Origin of the sequence: Vibrio cholerae ATCC 14035 (genome assembly GCF_000621645.1) — a bacterium.
Classification (GTDB): Bacteria; Pseudomonadota; Gammaproteobacteria; order Enterobacterales; family Vibrionaceae; genus Vibrio; species Vibrio cholerae.
Genome location: NZ_KK211322.1, coordinates 186,826 through 198,474, shown reverse-complemented (window position 1 = coordinate 198,474; position 11,649 = coordinate 186,826). Strand labels below are relative to the sequence as shown.

Sequence of the window (11,649 nt, the reverse complement as noted above, 5' to 3'; positions counted from 1 at the left end):
TTCTTAATTCCGTTATATTGGGCGAAGTTAGACATGTTGTTGCTGGGTGGAATCAACCGAGCAACCCTTAAGCTGACGCAGCCACACCCTTGCTGCTTCAGCATCCAATTCAATTTGTTGCTTTAGTGCCTCAAAAGAGGCGAATTTGCGCTCATCACGTAGTTTATGTAACAGCGCGACTTCCAACTGCTTTCCGTACAGGTTGCCTTGAAAGTCAAAAAAGTGCACTTCTAGCTGCTGGCGAACACCATCGACCGTCGGACGATTACCGATATTGGCAACCCCACCGACTGGCGTTGGGCCCAAACCATAGGCTTCAACCACATACACTCCAGAAACCGGAGAAACACAACGTTTCAGTGGAATGTTAGCGGTGGGAAAGCCGATTGTTCGCCCGAGTTTTTGACCATGCGAGACACGACCACTGATGCTGTAATGGCGCCCCAACATAGCCGAGGCACTGCTCAATTGGTCAGCCGCTAACGCTTCACGAATCGCGGTGCTACTCACGCGCAGTTGTTGCAAACAGAAGCTTCGGGTGCTCACCACCTCAAAACCTAAGGCTTGCCCTGCCTGTTGTAGCAGCGCAAAGTTACCTTGACGCTCTTTACCGAAGCAGAAATCATCACCAACCACCAGAAACTTAACACCCAAACGGGTCACCAACAAGTCACGAATAAACGTGTGGGCATCCAATTGGGCAAAATGATGGTTGAAATTAACGCACAGCAGGCGATCAACCCCGAGTTTGCTGAGTTGCACAAACTTATCGCGCAGACGTGTTAAACGCGCGGGCGCTTGTTGTTTGGCAAACAGCTCTAGGGGCTGAGGTTCAAACGTCATCACTACCGAAGGCAAACCCATCTGCTGGGCACGCTGCACCACCTGACTGAGCACTTGTTGATGACCAAGATGAACACCGTCAAAGTTGCCAATCGTCAATACACAGCCGTGATGGCGAGATTGAATGTTATGAATACCGCGTATTAATTCCATCGGAAGATGCTTAAAACCTATATTTTGATTCTCATGGTGCGAAACTGGCGGATTATACCTAAAGCTCGCTACTCTGTCGCCGCTTTTAGATCTTTGAGACGAACACCCAGTAACAGCAAAATAGCCAGATAAGATGCCACGCCAAGGCCAATCAAGCCTGTCAGCGTCAATGCGCGCTGACTGATTCCCCAGCTCAACCATGTAGCCATAGTGTCTAACTGCCACAAAAGCGCCCCAGTCATTACCGCTCCCGCCATCACCAGTCGCGCAACAAACCAGACGGTTTTGCGAGTCAGATGATAAACACCTTGTAAGTGCAAACCACGATAAAGCAGTGCCATATTCAGGAAAGCGGACATCGAAGTCGCGACCGCCAAGCCAACATAGCCGTAAAACCACGCAAAGATTGCGTTAAGCACAATATTGCTGACCATAGCGATAATTCCGTAACGTACGGGGGTTTTCGTGTCTTGACGTGAGTAATATCCCGGCGCTAACACTTTGATCAACATAAAGCTGAGCAAGCCAGATGAGTAAGCGAGTAACGAATAGGACGCTTGCTCTACATCGCTTGAAGTAAATTCCCCGCGCATAAACAGCACCATCAGCATAGGTTTTGCCAGTACCATCAAACCCAGCATGGCAGGAATGCCGAGAAACGTAACCATGCGAATCCCCCAGTCCATGGTGTGGGCAAACCCATCACTGTGCGCATCTACATGTTTACGCGATAAGGCAGGCAAAATCACCGTCGCGATGGCAATTCCAAATAAGCCGAGGGGAAACTCCAGCAGGCGATCCGAATAATAGAGCCAGCTGATCGAACCGGTTTGCAGAAAACTGGCCACGAAGGAGTCAAATAACAAGTTGATTTGACTGACCGATACTCCAAACAGTGCAGGAATCATCAGTGTGCGAATTTTCACCACCCCAGGATCTTTCCAGCCCCATTTAGGCCTAACCAGCACTCCAGCCTTGATCAAAAATGGCAGTTGAAATAAAAACTGGACTAAACCACCTAAAAATACGCCTATTGCTAAGCCCACTTCCGGCTGTTCTAGATTTGGCGAGAGGTACCAAGCACACAGAATCATCATCACGTTCAAGAAAACTGGCGTGAAAGAGGAGACAGCAAACTTACCTAAGGTGTTTAAAATTGCCCCAGACAAGGCAACAAAGGTGATAAACCACAAATAGGGAAAAGTAATCTTGAGCAGTAAGCTCGCTAACTCAAACTTTCCTGCAGCAGGGCCCCCATTCAACCAGTCTAGGAACCAACCTGCGCCAAATAATGCGGTGACTGCGCCAGAGCCGAGCACTCCAATTAGCGTCACTATGGTCACTAAAACACCGAGAGTTCCCGACGCTCGCGCAATTAAATCTCGAGTTTTATTGATATCACCCGAGGCATGATATTCGGTTAATACCGGGACAAATGCTTGAGAGAAGGCCCCTTCTGCAAATAATCGGCGTAAAAAATTGGGAATTCGGTTGGCAAAAAAGAATACGTCAGCACTGGCGCCTGCGCCCATCAAATTGGCCACAACCACATCGCGCACTAAACCTAAAACACGAGAAATCAAAGTCATAGCACTTACAATGATGCCAGACTTGAGTAAGCGTTTACTCACGGTAACCTCGAACAAAGAGTCAAAACCACATTATCTGATTCGAAAGGATAAGAATGTCATAGTGAGATCAGATAAGTATTAGCATTGGTAAAAAAATGCTGATAGAATCCCCGCCATCTTAACCGCGAAGGCTCTTCGATACCAAGTTTGTTTGGTCCAGTTGGGTTTTTGCACAAATCATTTGACATTAAAGAGCAAATCGGGGATATTTCCCGCCCTTAAAATGTCACCGAACTAAGTTTTTGGGAGTTAGACCCTTGGCAAATAACAAATCTGCTAAGAAGCGCGCTATCCAAGCTGAGAAACGTCGCCAGCACAATGCTAGCCGTCGTTCTATGATGCGCACTTACATGAAGAAAACTGTTGCTGCAATCGCTGCTGGCGACAAAGAAGCTGCAACTGCTGCATTCGCTGTAGTTACACCAATCCTAGACCGCATGGCGACTAAAGGCCTTATTCACAAGAATAAAGCAGCTCGTCACAAGTCTCGCTTCTTTGCTGCTATCAACGCTCTGTAATAGAGTTTGATCTTCAGCAACAAAAAACCGGCCTACGCCGGTTTTTTTATACCTTTTTTTCGACCACCCTACTGATTCGCCTGACAATAAAGACGGTGCAACAGTTCAATCATCGCCTTCACTTCTGTACTGCTCAACGTATAAAACACGGTTTGCGCTTCTTTACGTGTATTCACTAAACCATCACGACGTAGCCACGCTAGATGTTGAGAAAGAGCAGACTGGCTGAGTTCCAAACGGCTGCTCAATTCCCCTACCGACAGTTCATTGTCCAGTAACATACATAAAATTTGCAGTCGCCGCTCATTGGCCATCGCTTTGAGCAAAACTACCGCTTTGGCAGAATTTTTTCCATCTCTTGGAGATTCATTGGTGCCCCCTTTAAATACGGCATTTTAATTCCAACCCATTCATTCACTTTTCTCTGTCGTTCTAATCACCGATGTCGTAATTCGGTTGAGTGATCATGATGGGTCGAAATGGTGAAAGCGGAGAAAACTCGCTGATAATGATAAAAAACTAATCAAGAACGCTAGTTTATTGTTTTCACTTATCATTGGGTAGTGATCAAAGACTTAACAGTGATAATTATTCACAAAAATAAGTTAGTAAAATCAGCATCACAGACATTTTTTACTGCTGGGTGCTGGATCATGCGTTCAGCGAAGATGACATAATACTCCTCTTTAATCTCATCCACATGTCCGATGAGTTTCAATGATGATTCCGCATCCACTTCTGAGACATAAAAAGAAGGAGCCATAAACACGGCATCACTGTGATAGATGGCAAACGCTTTCATTAAAGCAGAGTCATCAAATTCACCGAGAATATGTGGTTGTAACCCTTGACGATCAAACCACTGCCGCACTTTACGCCCCATTGCGGTTCGACTGCCTGGAACTAACAATTTTTTACTCTGCAACACCGCGGGGAATGGCGCAAAATCCACGTCACCAAAGCTGAAAAAACTCATGCGACTCTCACCGAGTTTTTTACTAAATAAGCCGGGACTTTGGCTCGAATCCACTGGGCAATCAGATAAGATCATATCCAACTTATGCTGTGCTAACTGTTCCAATAGCATCTCATGGGTTGATTCAAAGCAGCGTAGATGAATCCGGTTATCACCGGGTACTGAGGTCAGCAATATTTTGCTCACCAATCTTTTGGATAAGGCGTCTGCCACTCCCACATCAAACAGCAAGTTTGAACGCTGGCTATAGTTAACGATATCCAACATTTCATAACTCAAGCCAAACATACGATCAGCGTATTTAAAGACCAACTGTCCCAATTCAGTCGGCTCAATACTGCGGCCATTACGTTTCGTCAACTTACCATCAAGTCGTTCTTCCAAAGCTTTGATCTGCCCCGTCACGGTTTGGGGCGTTAAAAACAGAGCATCGGCCGCTTTGGTTACCGAGCCTTGTTTACACACCATCCAGAAATAATAGAGGTGGTTATAGTTAAGATGAGACATGAAATCGACTACCCGCTAGAAATCCCGTTTTCCTTATAACAGATGCGATCTTTTACAACAATAAGTTCGGATAAACCGAAACAATAAACCGTTTAGTTAGGATTTTTCATAAACAAGAATACGAACTGTCATAAACTCATAGCACCCGAGGCCTATCGACAAGCTCATTACACACTTTGTTACAACCCAACCACCAAGTGGTACCGGTCATAAACCCATTATAAAACATAAAGTTAACAAAGCCCTTGTCACTCATTTTTTAAGCATGTTGCAATATTGATGAATAACTCATCAGTTACACCGAAATGTCATATTAGTGAAATATTTCCTCTCTACCATCAGCCTCGAATTCAACAATCGACCGAACCCTTAACAACGGTCCACGGAGAAAATAATGATAAACCAAGCAACTTCCCCTGCAGCGCCGATTTCGCTGACCACGAAAGGCCTACGTTGGGCAAACTTGGCTTTCATGCTGTATTTACTACTTCTTGCAGTCGCGATGGTCGGCAGCGGTTTTAAATGGGCAACCGGCGATCAAGCCAAAGTTCTATTTGAATTTGCTTCCCACCCAATTGCAGGATTGATGATTGGTTTAGTGGCAACGGCACTGATTCAATCCTCAAGCACGGTGACTTCTATTATTGTTGGTCTCGTTGCCGGTGGGTTACCGGTTGAAACCGCGATTCCTATGGTGATGGGTGCCAATATTGGTACTACTGTGACCAATACTCTCGTCAGCCTTGGCCATATGCGCTGTAAAGAAGAGTTTCGCCGTGCTTTCGCCAGTGCCACCATCCACGATTTTTTCAATCTTCTCGCGGTGCTGATCTTCCTACCTCTAGAAATGATGTTTGGCATTTTAGAGAAAGTCTCACACTGGCTCGTTTCGCCTCTGCTTGCGACTGGCGATATGAGCATGAAAGGTTTTGATTTTATCAAACCGATTACCAAACCTGTCATCACAGGGCTTGAAACCCAGCTTTCGGTATTGGGTAATACTTTCGGTGGTGTCGCACTTATCGTATTGGGTATTGCGACCATTTTCGTCGCCATTACGGTGATGGGCAAACTGATGAAGAGTTTGATGGTTGGCCGCGCACGTGAAATTCTACAAAATGCGATTGGCCGAGGCCCACTACACGGTATTGCTTCAGGTACAGTGGTTACGGTATTAGTTCAATCTTCATCGACCACAACCAGCCTAATGGTTCCTCTCGTGGGCTCTGGCGTGCTGAAAGTGCGTGAAATCTACCCATTTACCTTAGGTGCGAACATTGGCACTTGTATTACTGCTCTGCTCGCCGCAACCGCTGTCTCTGGTGAGTTTGCCGTGTTTGCTCTGCAAATTGCGCTGGTGCACTTAAGCTTTAACTTGATGGCTACGGTCTTGATTTACGGTATTCCTTTCTTACGCGAACTGCCTATTAAAGGTGCTGAGCTCATCTCAACTTGGGCTTGTAAGAGCAAAATGGTGGTGGTGAGTTACTTATTGGGTGTGTTTGTCGTCATCCCCGGCAGCATTCTTGCCCTAACCGCTTAAGCGTTAAAGCATCATCTGTATAAAAAAAGCTCCCGACCTTCGGGAGCTTTTTTTATATAAAACCCATCAAGCCATACCGCCTGAATACGGGATTAGACTGAAAACGGGTATTGAATAGGATCGTGGAACTGATATCCGGTGACGTCAAAATCATCCAAAGTGACCCAAGTTTCCAAATCCTGCAGTGTTTTAATCTTTGGATTGATATGGAACTGAGGCGCTGGGAATGGCTCACGTTTTAGCTGCACATCGCGCATCAATTCGAGTTGATCTTGGTAAATGTGCGCATTGACGATCTTGTGATACGCCAAGCCCGGCTTTTTCCCTGTGATCTGTGCCATCAGCGCAAGGAACACATAAACCTGCACCATGTTGAAATTCAACCCCAAGGGCACATCACATGAACGCTGAGTACTGTTGAGATACAAGGTATCCCCCAGCAATGAAAAATGATGGCTGTACATGCAAGGGCGCAAACACCCCATGTGAAATTCACCCGGATTGTAGAAGTTAAGAATTTCACCTCGGTCATCAACGCCACGGCTCAAATCATCAACAATCTTTTTCAACTGGTCAATATGACCACCATCAGGCTTAGCCCAAGCTCTACCCTGAACACCATACACGCGTCCCATGTCATCCTCACCTTTACGGTAAGGATTGTTGAGCCATGCTTGGTTTAAATTGGCATTAGCATCCCAGGTTTTGGTACCTAATTGGCGAAAATCCGCCGCATTATCGTAACCACGAATATAGCCGAGCAACTCGGCTACGGCAGCTTTCCAAAAACTCTTGCGTGTAGTCACTAGAGGAAACTGATTGTTGCCCACATCGTAGGTCAAATCGGCATTAATCACAGTCAAACAACGCTTGCCCGTTCGTTCATTTTCAACCCAAACACCTTGATCGACGATGCGCTGACAAAGATCTAAATACTGTTTCACCTAACTACCCTATTTTGCTGCTACACGGTCTTGATACAAACCGCGCTTGTAAGACCAAACCATCATCAAAATACCGATGATCACCATAGGTAAGGAGAGGATTTGCCCCATTGAAATGAAGCCACCAAACAGACCCAACTGAGCATCTGGCTCACGGACGTATTCCACAAGGAAGCGGAATGTACCGTATCCAGCTAAAAACAGTCCGGATACGCTGCCTAGCGGACGAGGTTTACCAATAAACCAATTAAGAATAAAGAACAGAACCACGCCTTCTAAGGCGAATTCATAAAGCTGTGAAGGATGGCGCGGCAGTGGGCCACCATTAGGGAATACAAAAGCCCAAGGCACATCCGTTACTCGTCCCCAAAGTTCACTATTCATAAAGTTACCGATACGTCCCATCCCCAAACCGAATGGCACTAAAGGGGCAACAAAATCGGCCACACCAAAGAAGGTGCGTTGGTTTTTACGCGCATACCAGAACATGGCGGTGATCACACCCAATAAGCCGCCGTGGAAGGACATGCCGCCAGTCCACACTTTGAATAAATAAAGAGGGTCAGCAAGGAACAGATCAAAATTGTAGAAGATCACATAACCAACTCGGCCACCGATCACTACACCTAAAAAGCCGGCGAATAACAAGTCAGAGACTTGCTCACGCGTCCAACCACTGCCCGCGCGATCCGCTCGGCGATTGGCCAACCACATAGCAAAAAGGAAACCCACCAAATACATCAAGCCATACCAGCGCACCGCTAGAGGGCCGATCGAAAACAATACGGGGTCAATATTGGGAAACTGCAGATAACCCTGAGGCATAACAAACCTTCTCTATAAACAATGAGTATTACTGGAACAACATGGTCACAGCGACGCACATTAAAAAAATGGCAAAGAATCGCTTAAGCCTTGCTGTTGGCATTTGGGTGGCAAGTTTAGCGCCAATTCGCGTGGTAAGCATCGATGTTGTAGCAATCGCTAACAATGCAGGTAAATAAACATAACCAAGGCTGTATTGTGGCAAGTTCTCCACTTGATAACCGTGCAAAATAAAACCAATCATGCCCGATATCGCAATCGCAAAACCACAGACCGATGAAGAACCTATCGCCTTTTTCATTTCAATGCCATGTCGATTCAAAAATGGCACCGATAAAGAACCGCCGCCAATACCGGCCAAACTTGAGATTACCCCAATGCCGGTACCGCACAAGGTGGTAATCCATGCACTTGGCATTGGATGATTTTGCAATGCACGTATCGAACGGTACATCTGCACACTCAAACAGAGCACAATGACCCCGAACACTTTGGGTAAATATTGGCTTGGGATCCATTCGGCAACCACTGAGCCTAAAAACCCACCGACCACCACACCCGGCATTAACCATTTCACGACAAAAACATCGACATTACCCAGCTTTAGATGGTTTAGTGCCGATGAGCCTGATGTGAGTATGATCGTCGCTAACGATGTGGCCAGCGCAAGCTGCATCACAATCTCGGTCGAGATGCCAGCATAAGGCAGTAAAAACAGTAGAGCGGGGACCACTAGTAAGCCGCCACCAATGCCCAATAAGCCAGCAAGCACACCCACCACTGCCCCTAACAGCAGCAGTATAGCTAAGAGTTCAATATTCACATTTGGTTCCTATTTTTTGCCTGCACGGACAAAACCTGCAAAACCGTGTTTTTCGATATAGGCGAGCATCATATTGTAGATTTCTCGTCCATAAGGTTGGGTTAATGCCTGCTCAGCGAGCTGGGTTAATTCCGCCAGTTCAGAGTGTCGCACTAGATATTTCACTTTAGCGACGTTAGACGTGTTCATACTTAAGGTGGTGTAGCCTAACCCTATCAACAGCAAAGCACCAATCGGATCTCCGGCTAACTCACCACAGACACACACGGGTATTTGATGGGTCGCACAAGTCTGTTGGATCTGCTTCAGTGCCATCACCACCGCAGGATGCATAGATTCATACACATCCGCCACACGCGCATTGTTACGATCCACGGCAAGCAGATATTGGGTCAAATCGTTTGTACCGACAGAGACGAAATCAATTTTATCGGCAATCAGTGGCAGCAGATATAGCATCGAAGGTACTTCGAGCATGATCCCGATTTGCGGCATCACCACGCGTGGATCTTGTTGCGAAACTTCTTGATAGGCTTGATAGATAAACTTCAGCGCATCATCCAGCTCTTTGGCACCGGAAATCATCGGCAGCAAGATGGATAAATTCCCCGACTCCGCACTTGCTCTGAGCATGGCGCGCAGTTGGATAATAAAAATGTCAGGATGATCTAAGGTAAAACGGATACCACGCCAACCGAGAAATGGGTTGTCTTCTTCAATCGGCAAGTAAGGTAAAGGCTTATCACCACCGATATCGAGCGTACGCATAACAACACGTTGATGAGGGTAAGTGTTCAGCACATGCCGATATTGCTGAGTCTGCTCCTCTTCTGAGGGAAATCGGTGCTGCAGTAAGAAAGAGATTTCTGTGCGATACAACCCAACGCCATCCACCCCTTGATTGACGGCAATACTGGTATCGGCACTCAAACCGGCATTCAGTAACAATTCGATTCGTGCGCCATCAAGAGTACATGCGGGCTCACGAATCGCCTCATTGACCATGCGCGACAGCTCACGCTCTTCATTCGCTAAGGCACGATACTCATTCAGAATGGTTTTCGAAGGCGAAATGAATAACTTACCGCTGTAGCCATCGACAATACCTTTTTTGCCATTCAGATCGCGCAGGTTAATCGATACCCCCATCACCGCAGGAATGCCTAACGCGCGCGACAAAATAGCCGCATGGGAGTTGGCCGCGCCTTCAAGAGAGACGACAGCCAGCAGCTTATCTTTGGGCAGTGCGGCTAACACGCTCGCGGTCAGCTCTCGCACCACCAAGATAACCGGCTTATCGATTTTGGGCTGATTGGTTTCGGTATTGAGCAAGAAAAACAGTAAACGTTGTCCTAACTCACGAATGTCTTGCGCTCGCTCTCGCAGATAAACATCCGACATGCGCGCAAAACGGTTCGAGTAACTTTCGACCACTTGGCGCAGCGCCCAATCGGCACGATCCCCTTTTTGGATCTGCGCTTTGAGATCTTTCCGCAGCATAGGATCGTTCAATAAGTGAGTGAACAGATCAAAAATGGCTAACGCTTCTTTGTTGATATCCCCATCGAGCTTTTTACGCATCCGACGAAAATCGGCCAGCGCACTCTCTACTGCCAAGGCAATACGCTCTTGCTCAAAATCAGGATCCAGAGCTGAGGCGGGTAGCACTTCGGACAGATCTGGCTGGGTATCATCCCACCAAAACTCACCAATCGCGACCCCAGAAGAGGCGGCAACACCCGTAATGGCCTGCTGCTTTTTGGATAAACGCCAGTGACCTTGCGTTTGAGCATGCGCCACCAGCACCGCGAGCTGCGCTGCAAGGGTAACTAAAAAGGAGACTTCCATCTCGCTAAATAAACGGGGAGATTTTTGCTGCACCACCAGCACACCAAGCACCTGTTTGCGATAGATGATCGGTGTACCGAGGAAGGAGTGATAAACCTCTTCACCCAACTGCTTAAAATATTTAAAGCTCGGATGTTTTGAGGCTTCGGCTAAGTTAATCGGTTCGGCAGAACGTTTAACCAACCCGACCAAGCCTTCATCAAAATCAATATGGATCTTATCGCCCTTGAACTTCAGACCTTGTGTGGCCATCAATTCCAGACGGTGCATCTCTTCATTCGCTAAATAGACAGTACAACACTCTGTGCTCATCGCCTCACAGGTCTGCTTTACAAAAATATCCAACGCCTGATAGACGTCTTCGACTTTTGAAACTTGTTCTACTATATCCCTTAGCTGAGAAAGCATGCTTAACCTCTGTGAGTGTTGCGTTTGCCCTTCACTTTCCGTTCTTTAAATGGCATCGCTAATGAGGCGAACTCTTTCATTGCGCGGCGATAAACATCACGCTTAAACGACACCACTTGCCTAACCGGATACCAGTAGCTTACCCAGCGCCAACCATCAAACTCAGGGGAACTGCCACGTTGCATGTTGATTTTCGACTCATCACATTCCAAACGCAGCAAGAACCATTTCTGTTTTTGTCCGATACAGACAGGTTGAGAATCCCAACGCACCAAACGCTTTGGTAACTTATAACGCAGCCAATGACGACTGGTTGCAATCACTTTGACGTCTTTTTTGGTTAACCCAACCTCTTCGTATAGCTCACGGAACATGGCTTGCTCTGGAGATTCTCCATCATCGATTCCCCCCTGAGGGAACTGCCATGAATGTTGCCCGTATCGTTTCGCCCAGAAAACCTGACCATGGTTGTTACAAATCACAATCCCGACATTTAGCCGGTAACCATCGCCATCGATCACTGGCAAACCTCTAGTAAATTCTTTAATTGCGTTGATTTTTCCACATATCCCCAAGCGGAGCAAACTTACTATTGTGATTAGCCCGATATTTATTAGTAAATGGGATAAA

11 protein-coding genes are annotated in these 11,649 nt (G+C 46.7%); 2 read left to right on the top strand and 9 right to left on the bottom strand.

Annotation, left to right across the window (positions count from 1 at the left end; translation table 11 throughout):
* Positions 1-27: 27 nt before the first annotated feature.
* Both ribF and murJ read right to left on the bottom strand, forming a co-directional pair.
* On the bottom strand, positions 28-996 hold the full coding sequence (gene ribF, locus T411_RS0116575; protein ID WP_000420410.1) for a bifunctional riboflavin kinase/FAD synthetase: 969 nt from the start codon (positions 994-996) through the stop codon (positions 28-30).
* Positions 997-1,064: 68 nt separating this feature from the next.
* Positions 1,065-2,627, bottom strand: coding sequence for a murein biosynthesis integral membrane protein MurJ (murJ, locus tag T411_RS0116570; protein WP_001912559.1), 1,563 nt, complete (start codon positions 2,625-2,627; stop codon positions 1,065-1,067).
* Positions 2,628-2,884: 257 nt separating this feature from the next.
* On the opposite strand from murJ, the gene rpsT reads away from it, so the two are divergent.
* On the top strand, positions 2,885-3,145 hold the full coding sequence (gene rpsT, locus T411_RS0116565) for a 30S ribosomal protein S20 (RefSeq protein WP_000002742.1): 261 nt from the start codon (positions 2,885-2,887) through the stop codon (positions 3,143-3,145).
* Positions 3,146-3,213: 68 nt separating this feature from the next.
* On the opposite strand, the gene T411_RS0116560 is transcribed toward rpsT, so the two are convergent.
* Positions 3,214-3,459 carry an ArsR/SmtB family transcription factor gene (locus T411_RS0116560; RefSeq protein ID WP_012705991.1) on the bottom strand — a complete coding sequence of 82 codons (246 nt, stop codon included), beginning with the start codon at positions 3,457-3,459 and terminating at the stop codon, positions 3,214-3,216.
* A gap of 278 nt (positions 3,460-3,737) precedes the next feature.
* A complete protein-coding gene (nhaR, locus tag T411_RS0116555) occupies positions 3,738-4,628 on the bottom strand; it encodes a transcriptional activator NhaR (RefSeq protein WP_000018881.1) in 891 nt (296 codons plus the stop codon).
* 394 nt (positions 4,629-5,022) lie between these two features.
* Here nhaR and T411_RS0116550 point away from each other — a divergent pair, with 394 nt between their 5' ends.
* Positions 5,023-6,171: a Na/Pi cotransporter family protein gene (locus T411_RS0116550; protein WP_000609761.1), complete on the top strand. Its 1,149-nt coding sequence runs from the start codon at positions 5,023-5,025 to the stop codon at positions 6,169-6,171.
* A 92-nt stretch (positions 6,172-6,263) separates the two neighbouring features.
* Here the strand turns inward: T411_RS0116550 and T411_RS0116545 are convergent, their stop codons facing one another.
* From T411_RS0116545 to rppH, 5 genes are read right to left on the bottom strand one after another with little or no spacing between them, the layout of a single operon-like run.
* Positions 6,264-7,115 carry a thymidylate synthase gene (locus tag T411_RS0116545; RefSeq protein WP_000816213.1) on the bottom strand — a complete coding sequence of 284 codons (852 nt, stop codon included), beginning with the start codon at positions 7,113-7,115 and terminating at the stop codon, positions 6,264-6,266.
* A gap of 9 nt (positions 7,116-7,124) precedes the next feature.
* A complete protein-coding gene (gene lgt / locus T411_RS0116540; RefSeq protein WP_001135560.1) occupies positions 7,125-7,940 on the bottom strand; it encodes a prolipoprotein diacylglyceryl transferase in 816 nt (271 codons plus the stop codon).
* A 28-nt stretch (positions 7,941-7,968) separates the two neighbouring features.
* Positions 7,969-8,763 carry a sulfite exporter TauE/SafE family protein gene (locus tag T411_RS0116535; protein WP_001019422.1) on the bottom strand — a complete coding sequence of 265 codons (795 nt, stop codon included), beginning with the start codon at positions 8,761-8,763 and terminating at the stop codon, positions 7,969-7,971.
* A 9-nt stretch (positions 8,764-8,772) separates the two neighbouring features.
* Entirely contained in the window at positions 8,773-11,019 is a 2,247-nt protein-coding gene (gene ptsP / locus T411_RS0116530) for a phosphoenolpyruvate--protein phosphotransferase (protein WP_000952227.1), read from the bottom strand.
* Positions 11,020-11,021: 2 nt separating this feature from the next.
* Positions 11,022-11,540 (bottom strand): RNA pyrophosphohydrolase, encoded by a 519-nt coding sequence (rppH, locus tag T411_RS0116525; RefSeq protein WP_001911254.1) that lies wholly within the window; start codon positions 11,538-11,540, stop codon positions 11,022-11,024.
* Positions 11,541-11,649 lie beyond the last annotated feature (109 nt).

Bases quoted from the DNA above. Each gene is read 5' to 3' on its own strand.
- ribF (WP_000420410.1), bottom strand. From the start codon at position 996: ATGGAATTAATACGCGGTATTCATAACATTCAATCTCGCCATCACGGC.
- T411_RS0116560 (WP_012705991.1), bottom strand. From the start codon at position 3,459: ATGGCCAATGAGCGGCGACTGCAAATTTTATGTATGTTACTGGACAAT.
- nhaR (WP_000018881.1), bottom strand. From the start codon at position 4,628: ATGTCTCATCTTAACTATAACCACCTCTATTATTTCTGGATGGTGTGT.
- T411_RS0116550 (WP_000609761.1), top strand. From the start codon at position 5,023: ATGATAAACCAAGCAACTTCCCCTGCAGCGCCGATTTCGCTGACCACG.
- lgt (WP_001135560.1), bottom strand. From the start codon at position 7,940: ATGCCTCAGGGTTATCTGCAGTTTCCCAATATTGACCCCGTATTGTTT.
- ptsP (WP_000952227.1), bottom strand. From the start codon at position 11,019: ATGCTTTCTCAGCTAAGGGATATAGTAGAACAAGTTTCAAAAGTCGAA.